This is a genomic window from Streptomyces sp. NPDC059256, assembly GCF_042753785.1.
In the GTDB taxonomy this organism is placed as follows: Bacteria; Actinomycetota; Actinomycetes; order Streptomycetales; family Streptomycetaceae; genus Streptomyces.
In genome coordinates this window covers 210,110-232,686 of sequence record NZ_JBHYZO010000004.1, presented here as the reverse complement: position 1 = coordinate 232,686, position 22,577 = coordinate 210,110, and the positions used below count along the sequence as shown (strand labels likewise).

20 protein-coding genes are annotated in these 22,577 nt (G+C 69.4%); 11 read left to right on the top strand and 9 right to left on the bottom strand.

Translation table 11 applies throughout. The features are described 5' to 3' along the window. On the top strand, nucleotides 1-700 hold a 700-nt coding region (locus ACFXJL_RS12525; RefSeq protein WP_384691689.1), incomplete at its 5' end, for a collagen binding domain-containing protein. Nucleotides 701-921: 221 nt separating this feature from the next. Then, entirely contained in the window at nucleotides 922-1,659 is a 738-nt protein-coding gene (locus ACFXJL_RS12520; protein WP_384691686.1) for a L,D-transpeptidase, read from the top strand. 105 nt (nucleotides 1,660-1,764) lie between these two features. Here the strand turns inward: ACFXJL_RS12520 and ACFXJL_RS12515 are convergent, their stop codons facing one another. Continuing rightward, nucleotides 1,765-2,412 (bottom strand): TetR family transcriptional regulator, encoded by a 648-nt coding sequence (locus tag ACFXJL_RS12515; RefSeq protein WP_329020442.1) that lies wholly within the window; start codon nucleotides 2,410-2,412, stop codon nucleotides 1,765-1,767. A gap of 534 nt (nucleotides 2,413-2,946) precedes the next feature. Between ACFXJL_RS12515 and ACFXJL_RS12510 the strand changes: the two genes are divergently transcribed. After that, complete coding sequence (locus ACFXJL_RS12510; RefSeq protein ID WP_358877160.1) at nucleotides 2,947-5,310, top strand: PQQ-binding-like beta-propeller repeat protein; 2,364 nt, start codon at nucleotides 2,947-2,949, stop codon at nucleotides 5,308-5,310. 377 nt (nucleotides 5,311-5,687) lie between these two features. Here ACFXJL_RS12510 and ACFXJL_RS12505 read toward each other — a convergent pair whose 3' ends face one another. Together ACFXJL_RS12505 and ACFXJL_RS12500 are read right to left on the bottom strand one after the other, a co-directional pair. Then, a complete protein-coding gene (locus ACFXJL_RS12505) occupies nucleotides 5,688-6,182 on the bottom strand; it encodes a nitroreductase family deazaflavin-dependent oxidoreductase (RefSeq protein ID WP_384691683.1) in 495 nt (164 codons plus the stop codon). A gap of 87 nt (nucleotides 6,183-6,269) precedes the next feature. Continuing rightward, nucleotides 6,270-6,854 carry a TetR family transcriptional regulator gene (locus ACFXJL_RS12500; RefSeq protein ID WP_358877158.1) on the bottom strand — a complete coding sequence of 195 codons (585 nt, stop codon included), beginning with the start codon at nucleotides 6,852-6,854 and terminating at the stop codon, nucleotides 6,270-6,272. Nucleotides 6,855-6,941: 87 nt separating this feature from the next. Here ACFXJL_RS12500 and ACFXJL_RS12495 point away from each other — a divergent pair, with 87 nt between their 5' ends. The 4 genes from ACFXJL_RS12495 (at nucleotide 6,942) to ACFXJL_RS12480 (ending at nucleotide 12,650) form a co-directional block, all read left to right on the top strand. Then, nucleotides 6,942-7,622: a pyridoxal 5'-phosphate synthase gene (locus tag ACFXJL_RS12495; RefSeq protein WP_384692119.1), complete on the top strand. Its 681-nt coding sequence runs from the start codon at nucleotides 6,942-6,944 to the stop codon at nucleotides 7,620-7,622. 281 nt (nucleotides 7,623-7,903) lie between these two features. Beyond that, complete coding sequence (locus ACFXJL_RS12490) at nucleotides 7,904-9,061, top strand: flavin-containing monooxygenase (protein WP_384691680.1); 1,158 nt, start codon at nucleotides 7,904-7,906, stop codon at nucleotides 9,059-9,061. Between the two features lie 607 nt (nucleotides 9,062-9,668). After that, nucleotides 9,669-11,030 (top strand): cytochrome P450, encoded by a 1,362-nt coding sequence (locus tag ACFXJL_RS12485; RefSeq protein WP_384692116.1) that lies wholly within the window; start codon nucleotides 9,669-9,671, stop codon nucleotides 11,028-11,030. 276 nt (nucleotides 11,031-11,306) lie between these two features. Beyond that, nucleotides 11,307-12,650, top strand: coding sequence for a cytochrome P450 (locus ACFXJL_RS12480; protein WP_358877156.1), 1,344 nt, complete (start codon nucleotides 11,307-11,309; stop codon nucleotides 12,648-12,650). A gap of 64 nt (nucleotides 12,651-12,714) precedes the next feature. Here the strand turns inward: ACFXJL_RS12480 and ACFXJL_RS12475 are convergent, their stop codons facing one another. Then, a complete protein-coding gene (locus ACFXJL_RS12475) occupies nucleotides 12,715-14,025 on the bottom strand; it encodes an MFS transporter (RefSeq protein ID WP_384635559.1) in 1,311 nt (436 codons plus the stop codon). A 169-nt stretch (nucleotides 14,026-14,194) separates the two neighbouring features. On the opposite strand from ACFXJL_RS12475, the gene ACFXJL_RS12470 reads away from it, so the two are divergent. Further along, complete coding sequence (locus ACFXJL_RS12470; protein ID WP_384691677.1) at nucleotides 14,195-15,178, top strand: GlxA family transcriptional regulator; 984 nt, start codon at nucleotides 14,195-14,197, stop codon at nucleotides 15,176-15,178. A gap of 127 nt (nucleotides 15,179-15,305) precedes the next feature. On the opposite strand, the gene ACFXJL_RS12465 is transcribed toward ACFXJL_RS12470, so the two are convergent. The 3 genes from ACFXJL_RS12465 to ACFXJL_RS12455 form a co-directional block, all read right to left on the bottom strand. Continuing rightward, nucleotides 15,306-15,764 (bottom strand): ATP-binding protein, encoded by a 459-nt coding sequence (locus ACFXJL_RS12465; protein ID WP_329020459.1) that lies wholly within the window; start codon nucleotides 15,762-15,764, stop codon nucleotides 15,306-15,308. Nucleotides 15,765-16,899: 1,135 nt separating this feature from the next. After that, entirely contained in the window at nucleotides 16,900-17,415 is a 516-nt protein-coding gene (locus ACFXJL_RS12460) for an EF-hand domain-containing protein (protein WP_358877153.1), read from the bottom strand. A gap of 101 nt (nucleotides 17,416-17,516) precedes the next feature. Further along, on the bottom strand, nucleotides 17,517-17,978 hold the full coding sequence (locus ACFXJL_RS12455; RefSeq protein ID WP_358877152.1) for an STAS domain-containing protein: 462 nt from the start codon (nucleotides 17,976-17,978) through the stop codon (nucleotides 17,517-17,519). A 380-nt stretch (nucleotides 17,979-18,358) separates the two neighbouring features. Between ACFXJL_RS12455 and ACFXJL_RS12450 the strand changes: the two genes are divergently transcribed. The 3 genes from ACFXJL_RS12450 (at nucleotide 18,359) to ACFXJL_RS12440 (ending at nucleotide 21,068) form a co-directional block, all read left to right on the top strand. Continuing rightward, nucleotides 18,359-18,937, top strand: coding sequence for a sigma-70 family RNA polymerase sigma factor (locus ACFXJL_RS12450; protein WP_329020463.1), 579 nt, complete (start codon nucleotides 18,359-18,361; stop codon nucleotides 18,935-18,937). Further along, nucleotides 18,934-20,505, top strand: coding sequence for a zf-HC2 domain-containing protein (locus ACFXJL_RS12445; RefSeq protein WP_384691672.1), 1,572 nt, complete (start codon nucleotides 18,934-18,936; stop codon nucleotides 20,503-20,505). Before ACFXJL_RS12450 ends, ACFXJL_RS12445 begins: the two co-directional genes overlap by 4 nt. A 116-nt stretch (nucleotides 20,506-20,621) precedes the next feature. Further along, a complete protein-coding gene (locus tag ACFXJL_RS12440; RefSeq protein WP_358877150.1) occupies nucleotides 20,622-21,068 on the top strand; it encodes a DUF4240 domain-containing protein in 447 nt (148 codons plus the stop codon). Nucleotides 21,069-21,077: 9 nt separating this feature from the next. Here the strand turns inward: ACFXJL_RS12440 and purU are convergent, their stop codons facing one another. Both purU and ACFXJL_RS12430 read right to left on the bottom strand, forming a co-directional pair. Further along, nucleotides 21,078-21,929: a formyltetrahydrofolate deformylase gene (gene purU, locus ACFXJL_RS12435; protein WP_358877149.1), complete on the bottom strand. Its 852-nt coding sequence runs from the start codon at nucleotides 21,927-21,929 to the stop codon at nucleotides 21,078-21,080. A gap of 45 nt (nucleotides 21,930-21,974) precedes the next feature. Next, nucleotides 21,975-22,421, bottom strand: coding sequence for a hypothetical protein (locus ACFXJL_RS12430; RefSeq protein ID WP_358877325.1), 447 nt, complete (start codon nucleotides 22,419-22,421; stop codon nucleotides 21,975-21,977). Nucleotides 22,422-22,577: the final 156 nt, after the last annotated feature.

Genomic DNA, 22,577 nt, shown 5'->3' with positions numbered 1-22,577 from the left:
CATCAAGGAAGACGCCGAAACGGGCGACCCGCTCGCCGGAGCCGTCTTCCAACTGTGGGAAGAGACCAACGGCATTCCCGGACTCCAGACCACCGGTCCCAACCCGGACACCACCGTCGGCACCCCCTGCACCACCGGTGCTGACGGCGAATGCACCCGCACAGTCGAGATCGGCACCTACTACTGGCAGGAGACCGCAGCCCCCGACGGCTACGACCTCCCCGCCAACCCCGTCTTCGGACCGCTCGTCCTCACGGCGGAGAACGCCGCAGACGGAGTCACCATCACCGCGCAGAACACCGCGAGCCCGACGGACACCGGCACGATCACGCTCCACAAGATCGACCACAAGACCGGCCGTGACCTGGCCGGGGCGGTCTTCCAGCTGTGGCGCGAGAGCAACGGCGTGCCCGGTCTCCAGATCAGAGGGTCCCTCGGCATTCCGGCCGACACCCTGACCGGTGCCGCCTGCTCCACCGACGACACCGGTACCTGTGTCTTCGACGATCTGCCGACGGGGACGTACTACCTGTTGGAGACGGACGTGCCCGAGGGCTATGAGCTCCCGCGCAACCCGGTCTTCGGCCCGTACATCCTCACCGCGGAGAACGTCGATGAGGGAGTGGACGTGACCATCACCAACAAGCGTGGTGAGCACGGCAAGGGCAAGGGCGACGAGGACAAGCCCCACCAGGGCTGATCTGACCCCTGCGACTCCTGAGAGGGCGCGTACCGGACCTGATGGTCCGGTACGCGCCCTCACCGGTTTGGCCCGCGGCCTGCGGCGCCCGGCGCCATCCGCTGATATCTGTGGGCTCGGGGACCGGTTCCCGTCGAATCCGACCGGACGGGTGGCACCAGGGGGTTCAGCACCGGGGGCGACAACGTCGTACGCGTCTGCGTACGAGGACGGAGCACGGCATGCACCACACTGATCGACACCGCCCACGGCGGATATCCGGCGGCCGGTCCACAACCACCGCACCCTTGACCGCGATGGCGGCACTCGCCATCGCGCTGTCCGTGCCGCAATCCGCCGCTCTGGCGAACGGCCGGGACGGTACTCCCTGCACCAGCGGCACCGGGCCCTACCAGCGGCCCCTGGAAGAGCATCTGCAACGGCCCGTGGACGGGGTGCAGTCGGTAGCCGACTGCGAAGCGGTCCGCGTCTTCCAGATAGCCCACGACGTCGAACCGGCCGACGGCTACGCCGGGCTGGCGACCTACCGCATGGCGGTCGTCGTCGAAGCCCAGGAGTTCCCCAACGCCAAGGGGGACTGTCCCGTCCGCGACCACCGGGTGACCTGTGTCGACCTCGATCGACAACTGTTGTGGGTCCAGCGCAACGCCGATGTGGTCTTCCCGCCCGTCCCCATCCGTACCGGACGCGACGACGAGGAGACCCGTCCCGGCTGGCACACCATCTACTGGCGCAGCAAGGACCATGTGTCGACGATCTACGACAACGCCCCCATGCCCTACGCCCAGTTCTTCGACGAGGGCCAGGCCCTGCACGGCCGTCCGGGCGATCTGTACGACGGCGGGGGCTCTGCGGGATGCGTGAATCTGCGTCTGTCGGACGCGGAGAAGCTGTGGGACCTGCTGGACGTCGACGACCAGCTCTATGTCTGGGGGACCAAGCCGGGTACGGACGGCTGAACGGTCACTTCGCGCTCAGGAGGAGAAGGATCTGAGCGGCGGGTCAGAGCGACCCGGAGAGGTGCGGTGGAACTGTTGTTGGGTGGGGCCCGCGGGGGCGGGCCCCTACCTGGTCGGCTTGCGACCCGTGATGCCGAGGTGCACCAGCAGTGCGAGGTTCGGCTTGAGCTCGGCCTGCTTGACGCCCCAGGTGCTGAAGCCCTTCTGGTGCGAGGCCACCGCGGACAGCATCGCGACGAGCGAACCCGCCACCGCAGCCGGGCTGACGTCCTTGTCCACCCGGCCCTTGGCCTGGAGCTCCTTCACCGCTTCCGTGAGGGAGCCGGTGACGGAGTTCAGGACCTTCAACCGGAGTTTGTTGAACCGCTTGTCGCCCTCGGCCGCACCCAGATCGACGACCCGCAGGATCGCGTCATTGCGGCGCCAGAAGTCGAGGAAGCCCTCGACGAGATCCTCGGACGTCTGCCAGGCGGCCTTGCCGGCCCAGGAGCGTCCGGCGACCAGTTCGGTGAGCCCGGTGCCCTCCTTCGCCGTCTCTTCCGCGATCTCCAGGACGGCGCCCTCGACATCGGGGAAATACTGGTAGAAGGTCGCGGGGGAAGTGCCCGCTTTCCGGGCCACGTCGATGACTTTGACGTCCCGGTACGGCGAGGAGCTGAGCATCTCGCTGAGGCAGTCGAGCAGCTTCTGCCGCGTCGCCTGGCCGCGTCGTCCGGCCACACGGCCGTCGACTGTGCGTACTTGTCCTGTCATGCCGTCAGCTTACCGAGGGGTGATCGGGGCGCGATTCGGCCGACTGCAAATGGGGTGGTGCCCCTGTGAACACGGGACGGCGGACTAGTGAGCACATGTTCGATTTATCCGACGGCGGGTGCCCGGGATTGCCCCAGAACGTTGAGTGTGACGAGTGCCACGCGCCTTCCGCACGGAAGGGCGAGACCCACTGGACGCCCGGCCCCGACAGCCGATCGAGCGCGCGGCCGGGTCGTCCCGGTTCGCTCCCCCGGCGTCGCCCAAGTCGGTGTGGTGCGTACCGTTTCGCGGCCTGCCGAAAGGCCGTGGGGGTGGACCGTACCGGGCCGGAGCGGGGCTCCGTGCCCGAATCCGGATGAGACACCCCGATCCGCCCCCGGGTTCGCAACCAACGCTTTCGGCAGGAAGAATCAGGCTGGGCACCGCCGCTGAGCGTCTCAGTGGTGAGAGTCTCAGTAGCGGAGACGCGGGACGGCGCTGTAATGGACGGGCCCGGCTCGATCTGGGGCCGTACGGGGAGGTGGCAGGCAGGTAATGGAGCAGCTGACGCAGCACGATCCGAGACGGATCGGTCCGTTCGAGGTACTGGGCCGGCTCGGTGCCGGCGGCATGGGCCTGGTGTACCTGGCCCGCTCGGCATCGGGTCGTCGAGTGGCGATCAAGACCGTGCGTACCGAGCTCGCAGAGGACCAGCTGTTCCGAGTCCGCTTCACCCGCGAGGTCGAGGCGGCAAGGGCCGTCAGCGGCTTCTACACCGCGGCCGTGGTGGACGCCGACCCCCGGGCCGCGGTTCCCTGGCTGGCCACCGCGTACGTACCCGCGCCCTCCCTAGAGGAGATAGTGAACGAGTGCGGCCCCCTGCCCGCGCAGGCCGTGCGCTGGCTCGCCGCAGGCATCGCGGAGGCCCTCCAGTCCATCCACGGCGCGGGCCTGGTGCACCGCGACCTCAAGCCGTCGAACGTGCTCGTGGTCGAGGACGGACCGCGGGTCATCGACTTCGGCATCGCTTCCGGCGTCTCCAACACCCGGTTGACGATGACCAACGTGGCGGTCGGCACGCCCGCGTACATGTCCCCCGAGCAGGCCCGGGACTCACGCAGCGTGACGGGTGCGAGCGATGTGTTCTCGTTGGGCTCGACCCTGGTCTTCGCGGCCACGGGCCATGCCCCCTTCCACGGTGCGAACCCGGTCGAGACCGTCTTCATGCTGCTGCGCGAAGGCCCCGACCTGGCCGGTCTCCCCGATGAACTACGACCGCTCATCGAATCCTGCATGCAGCGCGAGGCGACGCGGCGGCCGTCGCCCGAGGACCTCCAGGCCCAGTTGGCTCCGCACCTCTTCTCCGGCAGCGACGACAGCGGTACGGCCTCCGCCTGGCTGCCGGACCTCGCAACGGCGATGATCGAGCGCCGCCGGGGAGGCGGACGCATCGCACCCGCGCCCCGCCCGCCGCAGCCGCCTCCGATGCCTCCCGGACCACCACCGCGGCAGCCCGCCCACAACGACTGGGCCGCCCCGCGCTCCCGGGTCGACGACCCTCGGACCGGGGCAGCGGGACCGGTGCGGTTGCCCGGGGCCAAGGCGCCCATCGGCCCGGGGCTGCGCGTCGCGGACACCAGCCGCGGCCCAGCATCCGATCTGCTGGCGGCGACCGGTTGGATCCGACCCCCGGCAGGTGTCAACGGCTCGGCCGTCGTGCCGATGCCCGGCACCGGCCCGGTGCCCTCGCAATCGCCCCCGCCCGTCCCGCCGCCCGACGGCCCTTCGGCCTGGCGCCCCTGGCGGTTCCGGATGTCCAACGACGTCTGGGGCACCCCGGTGGTGGACGGCAATCTGCTGTACGTCACCTCGTTCGAGGTCCACGCGCTCGATGTGGGCACGGGACGCCGACAGTTCAAGACCCGTGACGTGGCCTGGTCGATGACGGTCGACGGCGGCCGGATCCACGCATCCGACGGACCGACGCTCTACGCCCTCGACGCCGCGAACGGCCAGGAGCGCTGGCGCCACCAGACCGAAGCCTGGGTGTACTCGATCAAGGCGGACCGGGGCACGGTGCTCACGGGCACCCGAGGTGGCGGCGTACAGGCGTGGGAGGCGTCCAACGGCGAGAAGCTGTGGGAGCTGACAGGAGCCCAGACGGAGTTCGAGACCGTTGAAGCCGGGCCGGCCATATTCGATGACACCGTCTATGTGTGGCAGGACGCCCGACTGCGCGCCCTGGAGGCCCGTACGGGCATCGAGCGCTGGTCGTACCCCATCGGGGACTCGGCATCCTGCGGGAACGTACCCGTGCGGGTCCAGCCGGCTCCCGACGGGCAGGTGTACGTCTCGGCCGGCACCAGGGCATTGGCGATCGGCATCGCGGACGGTCGGGTGCGTTGGCACTTCGAGGCACCCGCGGTCTTCCTGTGTCCGCCCGCCTTCGCACCGGGCGCCGCGGTCACGGGCGGCGGGGTGTACCTCGCCGACTACCTCGGCACGGTCTACGCACTGGACTCGGCGACGGGCAAGGACCGTTGGCGCATCGCCACCGAACCGCGCCAGTCGATCGAACCCGTGCTGGTCACCGGGGGGAACGTCCATGTCGGCAGTGGGAGCGCGCTCTACACGCTGGATGCGGTGACCGGCACCCCGATGTGGCGCTTCGCGGCGGGTGGGGAGGTGATCGGCTCTCCCGTGGTCGCGGACGGGCGGGTCCACTTCGGCTCGGCGGACCATGTGCTGTACACCCTGGACGCGAGCGGGGGGCAGTTGCGCTGGAAGCTGGCGACGGGCGGCGAGATCACCGGCTCACCGGTGGCCCGCGGCGGTGTGGTGTACGCGTGCAGCAAGGACCGCTGTGTGTACGCACTGGACGCGGTGAAGGGCACGGCGACCGGGCGGGGTGGACGCTAGGCCCTTCGACCGGTTGAGCTGAGCGCGAGGGTCGTCCGAGGAGCGGCCCCGGGGGCTGACCCCTGGTGACGGGGGGTGGTGCCGCCCGGCCGGTGGTTCCCGTGGCGATCCGCAAAGCGCGGGCGTAGCGTCGAAGGCGGCGGTCGCCGTACGGAAGCCCCTTCCGCTACCGGTACGACGGCCGTCCCAACCCGCCCGCATTCCGGCAGGTCACATCGATCGTGCCGGGTACGTCCACGAACTCGGTTCGCGGCGGGGCACCTCGACCGGCACGCGGCCGGCAGCAGACGCCGTTGGACGTTGGATCGCCGTTGTACGTGGGATCGCGTTGGATCGCCAGCAGATCAGCAGCGGGCCAGCAGCGGGTCAGCAGCAGGTCAGCAGCGGGTCAGTCGGAAGACGCGGATCGTACGGGAGACCCGCGCCTGGTAGGTGGCGTACGGCGGCCAGAAGGCCAGCACCCGTGCCCAGACGTCCTCGCGTTCCTCCCCTTCGAGGAGCCGGGCTCGCACGGGGATGTCCTCGCCACGCCAGTTCACCACCGCCTGCGGGTGGTGGAGGAGGTTCACGGTCCAGGCGGGGTGGTCCGTACGACCGAAGTTGGAGCCGATGAGGATCCAGGAACCCGATTCCTCCGGCATGCAGGCCAGCGGGACGCTCCTGAGCGATCCCGTACGGGCCCCGGGCACGGTGAGGACGACTCCCGGCAGCAGCCAGGCGCTCGGCAGCACCCGGCCGCGGGTCAGCCGGTGGATCGTGCGGTCCACCGCCGGCAGGGCCCTGGGAGCGATCTTGGCGAAGAGCGGGGTGGACGACACCCTCTGCACCCATCGCACTCCGGCGCCCCTGCGTACACCGTCGGACGCGGTCATGGTGCCTCCGTCACCGCGCCTCCGCCGTCCGGCCGGCCCGTCCGCGGTGCTGTCGTTGCGGCGAGGCGCGTCGGCCCCCGGTGGTGATCACCCTTCGGCGTCCGGTGGGATCAACCGCTCCACCAGCGAGGTGATCAGATCGGCGGCCTGCTCGGGTGGGAAGACATCGGGCAGGGTGAGCCGTTCCACCACCAGCCAGTTGGTCGCCAGATAGATCATCCGGACGGCGTCGGCATCGCCGGGCAGCCCCGATGACAGATGTCCGTCGACGTTCGCCCGCACATCGGCGCTCACCTGTTCCGTCAGCACGGCCCGCAACTGCGGTCGCCGGGTGGCCTCCAGCCTGAGTTCCAATAGGGCGAGGTAGCCGGTGCGGAACGAGGTGACCCGCTCCACCACCTCGCGCACCAGATCGGCGGTGTGCTCGCGGGTGGCGGGGCCGTCCGTCATCCGCGCGAGTGTCTCGTCGTCGGGCCGCATCCGCTCGTAGATCCGGTCGCCGACCTGGTTGAGGAGGTCATCGCGGTTGGCGAAGTAGTTGGACGCGGTGCCCTTGGGCACATCGGCCTCGATGTCGACCGCCCGGAAGGTGAGCCCTCGGGCGCCGTCACGGGCGAGGACCTCGATGGCCCCGTCGACCAGAGCGGCGCGCCGGGCCAGGTTCTGCCGCATGCATCGATCCCTTTCGCCGCCGCGCCGGGGCTCCGGCACGACCGGTTAACCACTATAGGCACAGTGGTGTTCACTGATCTTATGGACATGGACAAGGACCTCCACGAGGCGGGCGCCGGCTTCCACGACCTCCTCCGCACCCAGTTGATCTGGGACACGACACTGCCGGCCTTCGATCCCACCGATGCGCCCGACGCCCCCCTGTCGCTGTTCCAGCATTGGTTCGCCGAGGCATGCGCGGCCCGACAGCCGGAACCGCACACCATGAGCCTCGCCACGGTCGACGAGGAGGGGCGACCGGACGTCCGCATCGTGGTGATGCACGATGCGGACCCGGCAGGCTGGCACTTCGCCACGCACTCCACCAGTGCGAAGGGGCGCCAGTTGGCCGCCGTACCCGAGGCCGCGCTCGGGTTCTACTGGGCCACCCAGGGGCGTCAGGTCCGGGTGCGCGGCACGGTCACGGCGAGCGACGCGCAGCAGAGCCTGGCGGATCTCCACGCCCGCTCCACCGGAGCCCTGGCCGCAGCCCTCACCGGCCGACAGAGTGAGGTCCTCGACTCGCTCGCGGAGTTGAACCGGGCCTCACGGGCCGCATGGGAGCGGGCACGTACCGAACCGGACGCACCCGTGCCCAGTTGGACGCGCTATGTACTGGAGCCGCACGAGGTGGAGTTCTTCCAAGGAGACGCGGAGCGGCGCCATGTCCGGCTGCACTACCGGGGCGGACCCGGGAGGGGTTGGCGGCGGGAACTGCTCTGGCCCTGACGGCGACCCCGTACCCGATCCTGACCGTCCTGTCCGTCCTGTCCGTCCTGTCCGTCCTGTCCGGCCCTGCCCTGTCGGGTGGGCGGTTCCGCCTCCCTGCGCACCGGGGCAGGACCTCCCGAGGACGTACCGAACCGCACAACAGGCATGCACAGATGAACGGGAAACGTAGGAAAGTCGGATGCAGAACGCACAGAAGACTTACCGGCGTGATCAATTCGCAACCGATTTCCATCTTGACTGAGACCCAGCACGTGAGGTGGCGATTACGCTCACGACTCATGGCCGATGAAAAGGGCAAGCGCAAGGTCATCGACCTCACGGACGAACGCCCCGTCTACATCGTCGGCGGTGGCCCGGGTGGGCTCGCCGTCGCAGCTTCTCTGCGGGAACGCGGTGTGCGGGCCGTGGTCTTGGAGAAGTCCGATGCTGTCGGCGCGTCCTGGCGCCGCCACTACGACCGGCTGCATCTGCACACCACCCGAAGGCTCTCCGGCCTGCCCGGACTCGCCATGCCCCGGTCGTTCGGACGGTGGGTGTCCCGCGACGACATGGTGCGCTATCTGGAGAAGTACGCCGAGTTCCACGAACTGGAGATCGTGACGGGCGTCGAGGTCTCCCGCATCGAGCCCACCGGCTCCGACTGGCTGTTGCACGCCACGGGCGGTCGCCGACTGACCGGGCGGGCCGTGGTCATAGCCACCGGCTACAACCACACGCAGGCGCTGCCCGACTGGGAGGGCCAGGAGACGTACACCGGTGAACTGCTGCACGCCGGCGACTACCGCGCACCCGGACCGTTCGCGGGCAAGGACGTGCTGGTCGTCGGGGTCGGCAACACGGGTGCGGAGATAGCGGTGGACCTGGTCGCCGGGGGCGCAACCCGAGTTCGGCTGGCGATCCGGACTCCCCCGCACATCGTCCGCCGCTCCACCCTGGGTTGGCCGACCCAGCGCACCGGAGTGCTGGTCCGCAGACTGCCGGCCTTCCTCGTGGACCCGGCAGCACGCGTCCTGTCCCGGCTCTCCATCCCCGATCTGAGCGCGCACGGGCTACCCCGGCCCGCCAAGGGTCTGCTCAAGCGCGCACGCGAAGGCGCCATTCCGGTTCAGGACATGGGTCTCATCCAGGCGGTGCGCAAGGGGTCCATAGAGCCGGTCGCCGCAGTCGCCTCCTTCGATGGCGACAAGGTGCTACTGGCGGACGGCAGCACGATCTCGCCGGACGTGGTGATCGCGGCAACGGGGTACCGCCGCTCGTTGGAGGACCTGGTCGGCCACCTCAAGGTGCTGGACTCCCGCGGCAGACCCCTCACCCGCGGCGGGCGGACCCCCAAGCACGCTCCGGGGTTGTACTTCACCGGCTTCACCAACCCGATCAGCGGGATGCTCCGGGAGATGGCCATCGACGCCCGCAAGATAGCGAAGTCGCTCTCCTAACCGCACACACCGGTACGAGAGGCGAGCCGCTCGAAAGATCCTCAGTACCCGGGCCGCCCATGGGCGCCCGGGCGCTACCGCCCCCGCCGCTCCTGTCGTCCCGGTACTCAGCAAGGCGCGACTTCATGGGTGTTGCTCCTTCGCCGGCATCAGGCTGCACCGTCCCGTCGCACGTCAGCCCCGGTGCAGGCATTCTGACGACGACGCCCGCGAGCCCCGGAAACCCACACCGTGGATCCCGGGCGCCGGCACCCGATGGCCTCCCCTGGCGCCCCCAACTCCAACTGACCCGTATCATCCGGGGCTTGTGTGGTGAAAACAGTCAAGGGATGCCTGTTCCCGAGATTTCATACGCAGCTATGCTGCCGTCGCGATGTCGGACCTCGTCCGAGCGCCATCGACTCGCCGCTCGTTGAGCCGCCCAGGACGGGCAGGCGGTACGGGGCAGTTGGTGACAGCGCTGTCGTAGCCCCTCGTCCCGTCCCACCTCGCGTCTTCGCTCCACCACTTCCTTATCCACCCTCGTTCCGGAGGCCCCGTGACCACCATCCACCACCTCAGCGACGGTTCGGACCCCGCGCCTCCGCCGGGCTGCCCGGCCCACGGCATGGGCTCCGGTCTGGCACCCGCCGGGCTGCGGCGGCTCTACGGGCCCGAGGCGGAGACCGACCCGACGCAGATGTACGAGGCGTTGCGCCGCGAACACGGCCCCGTCGCCCCCGTCCTGCTGCACGGCGACATCCCGGCGTGGGTGGTGCTCGGGCACCGCGAGAACCTCGAAGTGATGCGCACGCCGTCGCTGTTCTCCCGGGACTCCCGCCGTTGGACGGCGTTCCAGGAGGGGAAGATCGCCGCCGACTCACCGCTGATGCCGATGGTGGGCTGGCAGCCGCTCTGTGTCTTCGCCGACGGCGCCGAGCACACCCGCTTGCGGCAGGCGGTCATCGACGGGCTCGACCAGTTCGACCGTCACGGAGTACGGCGCTATGTGGTCCGCCATACCGACCAGTTGGTGGAGGCGTTCGCCGCGACGGGGCGGATGGACCTCGTCCATGACTACGCCGAACGTCTGCCGATGCTGGTGATGACCCAACTGCTGGGCATGCAGTCGACCGAGGACGGCCCCGACCTGGTGGAGCCGACCCTCGATCTGATGCGGGGCACCGAAACGGCCCTGGCCAGCAATGAGGTGGTCACCAAGACCCTGCGCGAACTGGTGCAGAACAAGAAGCGGAAGCCCGGCCGAGACCTCGCGTCACGGCTCATCGCCCATGAGTCGAAGCTGACCGACGAAGAGATCGTGGAGCATCTGCGGTTGGTGTTGGTCGCCGCCCACGAGGGCACCGTGAACCTCATCGCCAATGCCCTGCGCCTGATCCTCACCGACCCCCGGTTCCGCGCCAGTCTCTCCGGTGGCCAGATGACCCTGCCGGATGCCCTTGAGCAAGTGATGTGGGACACCCCGCCCATCGCCATGGTGCCCGGCCGCTGGGCCACCGGTGACACCGTGATCGGAGGCCAGCAGATCAAGGAGGGCGACCTGCTGGTGCTGGGCCTGGCACCGGGAAATACGGATCCGGCCATCCGTCCTGACCTCTCGGCACCGGTCCACGGCAACCGCTCCCACCTCGCCTTCAGCAGCGGACCCCACGAGTGCCCGGGGCGCGACATCGGCCGCGCCATCGCGGACACCGGCATCGACCGTTTGCTGACCCTGCTCAAGGGAGTGCAACTGGCCGTGCCCGAAAGTGAACTCACCACGGATGGCGCCTGGTTGACTCGTCGGGTGGCGGCTCTGCCGGTTCAGTTCACCCCCTGGCGCACGGGCGATGAAGGCACGATCAGCACGGCCGTTCCGGTGTCACAACCGCTGCCCGCGACCGCTCGCCACACGGTGAGCACGCCCACTCCCGCCCCCGCCGCGACGACCGGCAGACCCTGGTGGAAGTCGCTGCTCTTCTGGCGGTAGACCGAACGCCCCTCCGTCGCACCGGAGGGACACCGCGAAGCCCCCGTCTCCCCTCGATGCCGCCGATGTCCTCCATCGGAAGCAGGGAGCGGGGGCTTCGTGCTGTGCGGCACATCGGCCGGGTGGACATGAGGCCCCATTGGAATGGCCGAGAACCATCGATACTATGCGCGATAGTTGATCACCGCCGCCGTCGTTCCCCCACACCGTCCCCGTACCGGACCGCACCCACCCCGCGGTCCGGAGTCGCGCATGCCCCGCTGAAAGGACATGTCGGTGTCGCTTGAGTTGTCGGCCATTCCCCGCGCACCCGGCGCGATCCCCCTCCTCGGTCACACCATCAAACTGATGCGCGGACCGCTCGCCTTCGTGAGGTCCCTGCGGGAGAGCGGCGAGTTCGTCCGAGTGAACATCGGCACCCTCCCGGTCTGCTTCGCCACCAGCCCTTCCCTCGTCCACGAAGTCACGGTCAGCAAGGCGCGCAGCTTTGAGAAGGGCCGGTTGTTCCAGCGCGTGCGGCCCCTGGTGGGCAATGGCCTGGCGACCGCGGACGGGGACACCCACCGCCGGCACCGCCGGCTGATGCAGCCGATGTTCCACCGGCAGCAGATAGCCGGCTATGTGGAGGTGATGGCACACCACGCCGACACGCTGGCCGCGTCCTGGACCCCGGGCCAGCGCATCGACGTGAACCACGAAGTGACCTCGCTGACCATCCGGACCTTGGCCGAAACCTTGTTCTCCGCCGAGATCGGCCGAGAGGCGGTGACCACGGTCGGCCGTGAACTGCCGGTCATCATGAAGAACATGCTGATGCGCACGGCATCGCCCCAACTCCTCGACGGACTGCCGCTGTGGCGCTCCTTCGACCGGGCGACCGCCAACATGCGCTCGGTCATCGACCGTCTGGTGGTGCAGACCCGGGCCTCGGGACAGCAGGCCGGCCAGCCCGACCTCCTGTCCGTACTGCTCGAAGCCCGGGATGCCGACACCGGAGAGGCACTGACCGACGAGGAGGTGCGCGACGAACTGGTCACCATCCTCTTCGCCGGCAGCGAGACCACCGCATCGGTCCTGAGCTGGGCCCTGCACCACCTGTCACAACACCCCGAGATAGCCCGGGCCGTGGTGGATGAGATCGAGCGGGTCACGGACGGCGGGCCCGTGGGCTTCGCGGAGGTGCCTCAACTCTCGCTGATACAACGGGTGCTCGACGAGTCCCTGCGGCTGCACGGCGTGGTCCTCCTGATGCGCCGGGCGCTGGAGCCGGTGGAGATCGGCGGATACACACTGCCGGCCGGTACGGAAGTGGCCTTCAGCCTGTACGCCCTGCATCGAGACCCCGCGATCTACTCCGCACCCGATGTCTTCGATCCCGACCGATGGCTGCCCGAGCGCCGAGCCGAGTTGCCACGGGAGGCCGTCGTCCCCTTCGGCTCCGGCAACCGCAAGTGCATCGGGGACGCGTTCGCCTGGACGCAGGCCACGGTCACGCTGGCGGCGATCCTGCGGCGTTGGCGGCTCAGCCCGGTGGAAGGCAACACTCCGCGCGAGATGCTGGCCGCCATGGCGAACCCCGACCGCGTCCTGATGACCGTCCATCCCCCCGCCGAGAGCTGAGCCGTTGCCTACCGGCCATCGCTGACACAACGTCACCTCGGCTGACGGCATCGAAACGGTGCCGTCAGCCGGCCTTGACCTCCTTGGGCCGCCTGGCCCCTTCCTGTCCGGGTGCGGACACCTGTGGCTGCGGCCGTCGGATCACCAGCGACATCAGGGCCGCCACTGCGCACAGGGCACCGGCGCCGTACCAGACCACGTCGTAGGAGCCGAAGACATCCCGGGCGACCCCGCCGGCGAAGGCGACGATCGCCGCGCCGACCTGGTGCGACGCAAGCACCCACCCGAAGACGACGGCACTGTCATCGCCGTAGTGCTCACGGCAGAGAGCGATCGTCGGCGGTACGGTCGCCACCCAGTCCAGCCCGTAGAACACGATGAAGAAGATCATCGGTGGCTGCACGGAGGGGGCGAGCAGCATGGGCAGGAAGAGCAGACTGATGCCCCGTAGCGCGTAGTAGATCGCGAGCAGTCGGCGAGCGGAGTAGCGGTCGGTGAACCAACCCGAGGCGATCGTGCCCACCACGTCGAACACCCCGATGACGGCGAGCAGCGAGGCGGCTGCGGTGATCGGCATTCCATGGTCGTGGGCGGCCGGTACGAAGTGGGTCTTCACCAGGCCGTTGGTGGAGGCGCCGCAGATGGCGAAGGTCCCGGCGAGCAGCCAGAAGGGTCCGGTACGGGCGGCTCGGAACAACACCTTCAGCGCCCTGCTGGCGGCTCCGGGTACGGGGTCGGGCTTGGGGGTGAACTCCTTCGCTCCGTACGCGGTGGTGCCCACGTCGGCGGGGTGGTCCCGCAGCAGCAGCCAGACGAGGGGGACGACGGCGAGCGCGGACAGGGCGACGGTGATGGCGGCCGGTCGCCAGCCGTGCTGCTCCACCAGCCAGGACAGCAGCGGCAGGAAGACCAGTTGGCCCGAAGCGCCGGCCGCGGTGAGTATTCCGGTGACGAGTCCGCGCCGCTGGACGAACCAGCGGTTGGTGACGGTCGCAGCGAAGGCGAGCGCCATGGAGCCGCTGCCCAGGCCGACGAGCACCCCCCAGTAGATGACCAGTTGCCAGGCGGTGGTCATCACCACGGTCAGCCCCGATCCGAGGGCGATCACCGCGAGTGCCACGGCGACGACCCGACGGATCCCGAAGCGGTCCATCAGCGCTGCGGCGAAGGGCGCGGTCAGCCCGTAGAGCGCGAGGTTGACCGAGACGGCGAAGCCGATCGTGCCGCGCGACCAACCGAACTCCTCGTGCAGCGGGTCGATCAGCAGCCCGGGCAGCGAGGCGAAGCCGGCGGCGCCGATGATCGTGACGAAGGCGACGGCCGCAACGGACCAGGCGCGATGGAAACGGGGGGTTCTGAGCGGGGGTGCGGTCACCCGTTCAGCATCCGTTCGGCGATCAGCCCCAGCGAGTGGCCCGAAGGACAGGCTTCGCTAGGATCGGGCCAATGCCTGCGTCGGCAGGGGTGCCAGCACTGCCGGCCAGCGGTCGGCGACCCGGGCCCGAGACGGGCCGACCGGTCGTACCGCGTTCGAAGGAGGCTCCTTGTCCGGCTCACGGCACCGCGTGGTGGTCCTCGCCCTCCCCATGACCATCCCGTTCGAACTGAGCACTCCGCACCGGATCTTCGGCCGGGCGTACTCGGCCGCGGGGGAACAGCTCTACGAGGTCATCACCTGCACCCCGGAGCCCGGGCTCGTCTCCACCCAGGCGGACTTCCAACTCCATGTGCCGAACGGCCCCGAGGAGTTGGAGAGGGCGGACACCGTGATCGTTCCGGCCAGCTACGGACCCCCGGGCCTCTTCGAGGAAGGACGGCTACCGGACGACCTCGCCGCGCTCTTCGCCCGCATACGGCCGGGTGCGCGCATCGCGTCGATCTGCACCGGCAGCTTCTTCCTCGCCGCAGCCGGTCTGCTCGACGGCCGACCGGCCACCACCCACTGGGCCTGGACGGAACGCTTCCAGCGACTCTTCCCCGCCGTCTCCGTGGACGCGGACGTGCTCTACGTGGACGACGGAGACATCCTGACCTCCGCTGGTGTGGCGGCCGGCATCGACCTCTGCATCCACCTGGTCCGTCGTGATCACGGGGCGGCCGTCGCCAATGACACGGCCCGCAAGAGCGTCGTACCGCCGCACCGCGACGGCGGCCAGGCGCAGTACATCCTGCGGCCGGTCCCGGAGGCCGAGTCGACGAGCACCGCCGCCGCACGGGAGTGGGCGCTGCGACACCTCGGCGATTCACTCCAGTTGCGGGACCTGGCCGAGCGCGAGTCGATGAGCGTCCGCTCCTTCACCCGACGGTTCCGTGCGGAGATGGGCGTGAGCCCGGGGCAGTGGCTCACCCAACAGCGGGTGGAGCGGGCCCGCCAACTCCTGGAGGCCACCGACCGCTCGATCGACCTCGTGGCACAGGAGTGCGGTTTCGGTACGGCGCAGTCGCTGCGGCAGCACTTCCAAGCGGCGCTTGGCGTGGCTCCCACGATCTACCGACGGACCTTCCGGAGCAACGGAGCCCGCTGCTAGGCCGTAGGGACCGCACTTCGGCATCGCTCCGACGGCAACCCCGACGGCGTGGGCCCGCCGTGCGGTCGTCCCCCTTCGGCAGAAGCCGGTCGGGGAACGAACCGCAGCGATGGCGGCCCGGACGGCCTCAGCGACGAGCGGTGGCGAGCCGTCGGGCGACCACACGTCCGTAGGCGACATCGGGTACACCCCGATCGACCTCGCACCAGATCGACTTGCCCGAGCCCTCCGGCTTCCAGCCCCATCGATCCGCGAGGCCGTCCACCAACTCCAGTCCGCGCCCATTGGTGTCATCACCGTCGGCGTGGCGCTGACGGGGCGGTCTGGAGCAGTTGTCGGCCACCTCGACCCGGACGGTGCCCGCCTCGGCCACGCCCGCCCCGAAGAGCATCCGGAGAACGGCCGGGCAGCCCGTGTGGACCACGGCGTTGGTGACCAGCTCCGAAATCAACAGGATCAAGGTGTCGGCCAGCGGCTCGTCAGGCCCTATCCCGGAGCCTACGAGCCGCGACCTGGCCCATCTCCGAGCTCGTCCCACCTCCGCGGGATCGGGTCCGACCTCCAACTGAACCTGGAGCACCTGCACCGCTCACACCATCCGAACCGGCGGACACATCGCCTCGCGCCTCGACTGGGTCATCGACCTCGACCAGGTCACTGAAAGTGACTCCCTTGCGAGACAGCATGGTTGACGTACAGTCACCGCAACAAGCGCTTCGGGCATATTCCAGCGTGAAGGATTACCCGTGCCGCATGCTGTGCGACGCGCGCTGCGGGGAGTCGAACAGACGCTCGCGACCTTGTGGGCCAGGGGAATCATTCCGACTCGCATCTCACGGAGCGTACCGGAGGCGAGCCCTCCCCATGGGCAGTGACGGCAGACCGAAGGACACAACCCGATATCAACGCTCCGTCACCCCAGCAACGATGGGACCCCTCTCCCCACCCTTCCCATGTGCATCCGGTCACCGACTCCTGACGCAAGGGGCCACCGTCCGAGCGTCGTCCCACCGTGCCCCGGGGCTGCATGGACCTCGCCGCGATCCGCCTGGTTCCGGGCCTGTCAGGGCCGTGGACCTCCTGTCGAGGCGGCGCGCCGGACCGGTTTCGGCCCCGCTGGAACGACCGGTGCGGCAGCCCGCACGAGCACGGTTCCACACGGTGTCGAGACCGCCTGCGAGGACCTGGAGTTCCGTCGTACGGGCCCCTGAAAGACGTGCGCTTGACGTTCCGGACCGTGCACCGGACCACCCGAATCGCTCAAACCCCTTGGCGTGGCGCCCTCGCCCGATGGGCTGCGCCCGCCCGACAGAGGCTCCGTACGGCACTCCTTGGAGTGAGGGAGGGTGCGCATGTTCGGGCGGCTCCCCCGTCAGGGAAGCCGTGGCGACGGGGCGGGTGGGGAGCGTACTGGCGGTCGGACGGTTCACGACCGGGGACGGAACGAGACCGGGGACGGAACCAGGCCGAGACGGTACGAGACCGAATCAGCGGGCTCGGGGGCCAACGGGCGCGGGAAGGCGGCCGGGCGAGCATGCGACGCGGCCGTCGTCATCGCCGTCCCCTACGAGGGCACGCACCGGGAGCCACCGGATCGCGCACGGGTCGGGCGGGCGGCGCCCGGGGGTGGAGCACATCGATTCCCCGCACCGGCCCAGTAGCTCTGAGCCGGTGCGGCCGAAGCCCTCAGGAGTCGACCCGAGGGGGCGGGACATCCGGGGTCAGGGCTGCTCAGGGGTCACGTAGTACCCAGCGAAGGCGGCCAGGATCTCCTCCTCGGTGATCCGACCGTCGTCGTCGGCGTCCAACCCGCGCGCCACCTCCCCCGCGAGGGAGGCGTCCACACCCAGTACCGTCAGCACCCGCTCGGCCGCCGACCGCGTCACGCCGCCACCGTCCTCATCGGCGACCGCGACCACCGCGTGGAGGAAGGGACGGGCGATCTCGGCGAACCGCTGCGGATTGTCCCGCAGCCGCTTCACCGCACCCGTGATGAACTCCTGTCGGCTCACGCGCTGGTCGCCGTCCACGTCGGCGATCCCCGCCATGCCCTGCCAGAACGCCTCTGCGCCGTTGTAGAGGGCCTGCCCCTTGTCCGAGCGTGCGGTCGTGGAGAACTCGGCGAGCAGCCTGGCGGCTGTCCCGCTGAAGTCCTCGCGGTCGATAAAGCCGTTGCCGTCCTGATCGAAGGCGGCGAAACGAGACGCGATCTTGCGCTCGTACTCTGCGCTGTCCATGCGGGGAGAGTACGGCCCCGAAACCCTGAAGGGTGCAGGTACCCGTCAAATTAACCGGAGCTCATCTGCGAGCTGGTATTTTCCGCAGCTCAGCGACCGGCTCAGGCGGAGAGAGCCTCCGCTTCCCCGTTGGGTGCGGCGCCCGCCGAACGCCCCTGGCCACGGCCCACCACGGCGACCGGAAGCGTCGCCGGTCCCGTCCCGGAAGCGGTCGCGGCGAGCGTCGACTCATGGACGTCAAACAGTCGGCGCACACCGAGCGCGCCCAGGACCCTGTTCACATGCGCCGGTTCGGCGGAGCCCACCGGACCCCGAGCGGGCAGCACCAACCGAAGTCGTCCGCCGCAGGAGTGCAGCAGGCGACGGGCGGCGATCAACACGCCCACCCCGCTGGAGTCGCAGAACACCACTTCCGAAAGGTCGAGCACCACATTCCGGCGACCGGCTGCGACGGCCTCGTGCACCTGCTGACGAACCCGTGGCGAGGACACGAGGTCCAACTCGCCCCTGATGCACAGTACGTTCCACGCGCCCCGCCGGGTCTCGTCCACCTTCAGCGTCACTGCCTGAAACCTCCGCTTGCGCCCTGGTGCCCCTGTCGAACCCGATCCGGACCGTGCCGCACAACCACGAGCGAACCCGTTTGCGATTCGCAGCAGGGGAAACCTGATGCGGAACCGGGAACGGAATTCACGCTTCTGGCCCGCCTTCCCTGTCAGCCAGGCATGAAACCCCTTACTGGTGGCAGGTTTCAGGCAGGACCGGAGGCTCACTACCATCTCCGTCTTCCCTTAGGGGCGCACTTAGCGCAAACAGGCGTGCGTCCGGGACGGCCGCATTACATTCGAAAGGGGGCGACACCGGCCGTTAGACAGTCGCCGTCGCGCTCGCGTCGACGCTGACCGGCACAGGAGCAGACCGCAGGGAAGGCTTTGGGGGCCGCATGGCAAAGGACACACCAGCGCGCTGGGACCGCAAGATGCAGCAGCGGCTGGCCCGGGGTGAGGCCGCGGCCCTGGGCGAGCTGTACGACAAGTTCGCTTCGCTGGTGCATATGTTGGCCCACCGCGTGCTCGACGACGAGGACGCGGCGGATCTGGTGACCCGTGAGGTCTTCGGGTACATCTGGGAGAACCCGGACGCATACGACCCCAAACAGGGCTCCCTGCGCTCCTGGGTGGCCAAACTCACCAACAGCCAGGCCCTGCACCGACTGCGCCAAGCCGAGGCCCGTGCCATAGCGACCGGTGAGAGCTCCGTGGACGAACTCGAACAGAAGGTGCGCAAGGCCGCCGCCGCAGCCCGCGCCGACTACATCGTCACATCGATGCCGGCACCCTTGCGCGCCGCACTCGAACTGGCCTACTTCCAACGCCGGGACTACCGCCAGACGGCAGCCGACCTCGGAGTGACGGAGGACGAGGCGCGGCGCAGACTGCGGCTCGGCCTCCAGTTGCTCTCCACGGCACACACGCGACCGCTGGAGGGCTCGTCCCCGCCCGGCTACGGGCGGTCGCTGTGAACGGCCCGATCGACAACGGGCCCGAGGAGCCCGGTCCCCCCGCGGACCGGGATGGGATACGGAACGCTCCCCGCATCCCGGCACCCCGTCCGGCCGTGGACGATCTCGACCCGCTGCCTCGGCATCCCCATCCGCCGCCCTCGTCCCACGGGCCGCGCCCCCGCCCCGAACCGTTCCGGTCAGACGTGGCGATACACAGCCCCGAACAGCCCGAACAGCACGGTCCACCCGAGTACGTGGACCGTCCCGAGGCCCGCGAGTTCCCCAAGGTGACCGATTCCCCCGACGCCCCCGAGTCCCCCGAGTCTGCGGAACCCGCCGAGTGCGCTGACCCCGCCGAGTGCGCCGAATCAGCCGAGTCCAAGCATCGCCCGGCGCAGCCGGACCGCCCCGGGGCGCCGGAGCACACCGACCGAACCACCGTCCCGCCCGAGGCCGACATGTCCCAAGAATCCGGCAGCGGCGCCGGGACCCCGTCCCACAGCGTCCTGAAGTCCCTCCTCGGCGCCTGGGCACTGGCCGCCTGTTCCACGGAGGAGACGGCGGCCGTGGAAGTCCATCTGGGCGAGTGCGCCCCGTGCGCCGACGAGGCGCTACGGCTGCGGGACGCCGTGGGGCTGCTGCACCCGGGCCGTGACCTCGATCTCGATCCACTGCTGCGGTTCCGGGTGCTGGAGAACTGCCTGGGCCGTCGCCCCGCCCGCATTCCCGTGCCGGAGTGGGCGAGCCCCTATGACTCGGAGACGGCCCGCCTCGACGCCCTGCTGCGTGACTTCGGCGAATCCGAGTGGAAGGCGCCGGTGGAGCTGAAGTGGTTCAACGGCACCCGGCTCGCCCACCGCACGACGACCGTGGGCGGAGTCATCGGCCACCTCATGACGGTGGACGGCCTGGTGGCGGGTGCGCTGGGGCTCGACGATCCGCTCGGCCGGGGCGCTCCCCACTCGCCGACCCGTCGTACCGAGCAGTTCTGGCAGGACGGGGCCCACCAGGCCATGGAGGAGGTGCACTCGCCGTGGCGGGACCAGAGTCATACGCTGGTGCGCACGGTGTCGTTCGCCGGCCGCGGCGTCGCCGAACTCTCCGTTTCCTACGGAGAGTTCTCCCTCCCGCTGCGGGACTCCCTGCTGGATCGTGCCTTCGAGTGTTGGCTGCACGCGGACGACATCGCGGACGCGGTGGACTACCCCTACGATCCGCCGCGCGGGTCCCATCTCAACCGGATGATCGATCTGGCCGCGCGACTGCTGCCCGCGACGCTGGCGGCCCGTCGTCGCCAGGGACTGGCCTCGCCGCCGAAGGAGTTGGTCATGGCGGGTGCGCCGGGTCGTTCGCTGCGGCTGGAGGTGGAGGGCGCCGGTGGCGGCAACTGGTACATCGCGCTCGATTCACCGGCGGCATTGGGATCGCCCGACCACACGGTGGCGCAAGTGGCCCTGGAAGGGGTGGAGTTCTGCAAACTCGTCGCCGGCCATGTGTCTCCCCGGGACGCGGCGGCCGGTCAGGACGGTGACCGTGAGGCGATCAACGAGGTACTGCTGGCGGCGGCGTCCCTGGGGCGGCTGTAGGCGGGCCCGTGCCGGCCGCGGGGGACGGTCGAAGGCCGATGGCCACCCGATGGGTCGATTGATGGGTCAATCGATGGTCGAAGCCGATGTCAGTGCGGTGCGCCATGCTCTGTTCCATGGACGAAGCAACCTTCTGGCAGCTCATCGAGGCGTGCAGCCCGCCTGAGCCCGATCCCGAGGCCGAGCTCCTCGCGCCCGCGTTGACGGCACGGCTGCTGGCCGGCCCCGTCGAGGATGTCATCGGCTTCGCGGAACAGCTCTCCCGGGCCCTGTACCTGCTGGACACCGAGGAGCACTGCGGCGACGAGTTGTCGGGCGACGCCTTCCTCTACACCCGTGCGGCCGTCGTGGCGGCGGGCCGGCAGACGTACGAGGAGGTCCTGCGCGAGCCCGCCCGGTTCCGACCGTACGCAGAGGAACTGATCTGGGCCGAGTCCCTGCTGTACGTGCCCGACGAGGCGTTCCGGGAGCTCACGGGCAAGGAGTGGGATCGCGCCACTCGCCACAGCTACGAGTCCTTCTCCAACACCGACGGCTGGCCCGTCCGCCAGCCGCGGCCCTGAAGCCGTCCTCTAGGCGAAGACGACCGTACGACGGCCGTTCAGCAGGATGCGGTGCTCGGCGTGCCACTTCACCGCTCGGGCCAGCGCCTGGCACTCCACGTCCCGACCGACGGCCACCAACTGCTCGGGGGTCACCCCGTGGCCCACCCGCTCGACCTCCTGCTCGATGATCGGGCCCTCGTCGAGGTCCGCGGTCACGTAGTGGGCCGTGGCTCCGATCAGCTTCACCCCGCGCTCATGGGCCTGGTGATAGGGCTTCGCGCCCTTGAAGCTCGGGAGGAAGGAGTGGTGGATGTTGATGATCCGGCCGCTGAGCTGCTTGCAGAGGTCATCCGAGAGCACCTGCATATAGCGCGCGAGCACCACCAGCTCGACGTTCTCGGTCGCCACCAACTCCAGCAGCTGGGCCTCGGCCTCCGCCTTGTTCTCCCTGGTGACCGGGATGTGGTGGAAGGGGATGCCGTACGAACCGACCAACTCGGCGAACTCACGGTGGTTGGACACCACCGCCGCGATCTCCACCGGTAGGGCGCCGATCCGGGAGCGGAAGAGCAGGTCGTTGAGGCAGTGGCCGAACTTGCTGACCATGAGGACGATCCGCATCGGCTCGTCGGCGAGGTGGATCTGCCAGTCCATCTGGAAGGAGTCGCCGACGGCGGCGAAGCTGGCGCGCAGCTTCTCGACGGTCACCGGGGCGTCGGCGGAGAAGTGCACCCGCATGAAGAACAGACCCGTGTCCCGGTCACCGAACTGCTGGCTGTCCTCGATGTTGCAGCCGGTGATGAAGAGATAGCTCGACACGGCGTGCACAATGCCCTTTTTGTCCGGGCAAGAGAGCGTCAGGACGTACTGGTCGGTCATCCTCGTAGAGTGCCACACCTGCGGGCCCGTGCCGGATTCCGTCCGTTACGCGGAACGAGTCATGATCCGCAGCACATCCAGTGACCGCGGCGGCACGTCCGGCTCGTCGCCGTCGTTGGCGGACAACTGCACATGGGCCTCACGACAGGCGAGCACCGCCTCCGGCCAGCCCTGGTGCTCCATGTACGCGGACACATGGGCATCCGCACCCACCTGGTGCATCACCCGCAGCACCCGCAACACGGCGGCGTCGACCAGAGCGGCCTCGTTCGCATCACGGAAGATCGTCCCGATGTACTTGTCGGCGGACCAGTTGTCGAGCCAGGTGTCCTCGACCAGTCGGTAGACGGCATCGGTCACATCGCCGTACCCCTCACGGCCTATCAGCCAGGTCTCCTGGTGGAAGACGGGGTCAGAGAGCATATGCAGCGCGGAGCGCACGTTGGTGCGCCAGCGCCACCAGGGCATGTCGTTGGGCGGCATACCGCCCATGGTGGAGGAGCGACGGGCGCGACGGGAAGAGAAGTCGATACCTTGCTGCACGCGTTCGATCGTACGGTCCCCGCGGCCCGGACGCGCACGGCCCCTCCTCGCGCCCCCCTCAACGCTTCATCGGGCTGTCATCAACCGTTGTCCCGTGCCCCACCC

What these genes read in the sequence shown, in the direction of transcription:
- ACFXJL_RS12520 (WP_384691686.1), top strand. Translation starts at nt 922, where the DNA reads ATGCACCACACTGATCGACACCGCCCACGGCGGATATCCGGCGGCCGG.
- ACFXJL_RS12515 (WP_329020442.1), bottom strand. Translation starts at nt 2,412, where the DNA reads ATGACAGGACAAGTACGCACAGTCGACGGCCGTGTGGCCGGACGACGC.
- ACFXJL_RS12510 (WP_358877160.1), top strand. Translation starts at nt 2,947, where the DNA reads ATGGAGCAGCTGACGCAGCACGATCCGAGACGGATCGGTCCGTTCGAG.
- ACFXJL_RS12505 (WP_384691683.1), bottom strand. Translation starts at nt 6,182, where the DNA reads ATGACCGCGTCCGACGGTGTACGCAGGGGCGCCGGAGTGCGATGGGTG.
- ACFXJL_RS12500 (WP_358877158.1), bottom strand. Translation starts at nt 6,854, where the DNA reads ATGCGGCAGAACCTGGCCCGGCGCGCCGCTCTGGTCGACGGGGCCATC.
- ACFXJL_RS12495 (WP_384692119.1), top strand. Translation starts at nt 6,942, where the DNA reads ATGGACAAGGACCTCCACGAGGCGGGCGCCGGCTTCCACGACCTCCTC.
- ACFXJL_RS12490 (WP_384691680.1), top strand. Translation starts at nt 7,904, where the DNA reads ATGGCCGATGAAAAGGGCAAGCGCAAGGTCATCGACCTCACGGACGAA.
- ACFXJL_RS12485 (WP_384692116.1), top strand. Translation starts at nt 9,669, where the DNA reads ATGGGCTCCGGTCTGGCACCCGCCGGGCTGCGGCGGCTCTACGGGCCC.
- ACFXJL_RS12460 (WP_358877153.1), bottom strand. Translation starts at nt 17,415, where the DNA reads ATGGACAGCGCAGAGTACGAGCGCAAGATCGCGTCTCGTTTCGCCGCC.
- ACFXJL_RS12450 (WP_329020463.1), top strand. Translation starts at nt 18,359, where the DNA reads ATGGCAAAGGACACACCAGCGCGCTGGGACCGCAAGATGCAGCAGCGG.
- ACFXJL_RS12440 (WP_358877150.1), top strand. Translation starts at nt 20,622, where the DNA reads ATGGACGAAGCAACCTTCTGGCAGCTCATCGAGGCGTGCAGCCCGCCT.
- purU (WP_358877149.1), bottom strand. Translation starts at nt 21,929, where the DNA reads ATGACCGACCAGTACGTCCTGACGCTCTCTTGCCCGGACAAAAAGGGC.
- ACFXJL_RS12430 (WP_358877325.1), bottom strand. Translation starts at nt 22,421, where the DNA reads ATGGGCGGTATGCCGCCCAACGACATGCCCTGGTGGCGCTGGCGCACC.